Source organism: Methylobacterium sp. WL18 (assembly GCF_008040015.1).
GTDB classification, from domain to species: Bacteria; Pseudomonadota; Alphaproteobacteria; order Rhizobiales; family Beijerinckiaceae; genus Methylobacterium; species Methylobacterium mesophilicum.
In genome coordinates, this window is sequence record NZ_VRVD01001121.1 from 1 (window position 1) to 815 (window position 815).

General features: G+C 71.5%; 1 protein-coding gene. It reads left to right on the forward strand.

Translation table 11 applies throughout. From position 1 onward, the window contains the following. Nucleotides 1–815: ATP-binding protein (locus FV228_RS31275; RefSeq protein WP_246694108.1), on the forward strand; the 815-nt coding region annotated here is incomplete at both ends.

Genomic DNA, 815 nt, shown 5'->3' on the forward strand with positions numbered 1-815 from the left:
TGGCTCATCGCGGCCAGGAACTCGCTCTTGGCCGCGCGGGCCGACGCCGAGCGGGCGAGCGCGGCCAAGAGCGAGTTCCTGGCCGCGATGAGCCACGAGATCCGCACGCCGCTCAACGGCATCCTGGGTTACGCCGACCTGCTCCTCGACGAGAGCGCGATCCGCGACGAGGACCGGCGGCGGCTGGAACTGATCCACAGTTCCGGGGCGGCCCTCCTCACCGTGGTCAACGACATCCTCGACTTCTCGAAGATCGAGGCCGGCGAGCTGACCCTCGACCCGGTCGGGTTCCCGCTGGCCGCGCTCGTGGACAGCACGGTCTCGATCGTGCGCGGCAGTGCGCTCCGGAGCGGATTGTGGATCGAGGCCGAGATCGACCCGGCGCTTCCGCGCGTCGTGGTCGGCGATCCCGGCCGCCTGCGGCAGGTGCTGCTCAACCTGCTCAACAACGCGGTTAAGTTCACCCCCGAGGGCTCGGTGATCGTGACCGTGCGCCGGGAGGGCGAGGGTATCGCGCCCGAGGGCGGTCCCGGCGACGTGGTCCGGTTCGCCGTCACCGATACCGGGATCGGCATCGCGCCGGCGCAGCAGGAGCGCCTGTTCAAGCGCTTCAGCCAGGTCGACGGCTCGATCAGCCGGCGCTTCGGCGGCACCGGCCTCGGCCTCGCGATCTCGCGGCACCTCGTCACGCTGATGGGCGGCGAGATCGGCATGGACAGCCGGGAGGGGGCGGGCTCGACCTTCTGGTTCCGCCTGGTGCTGCCGCGCAGCAATGAGGCCGTCGACGCGCTCCGCCTCGGGACGGCGCCGTCGCC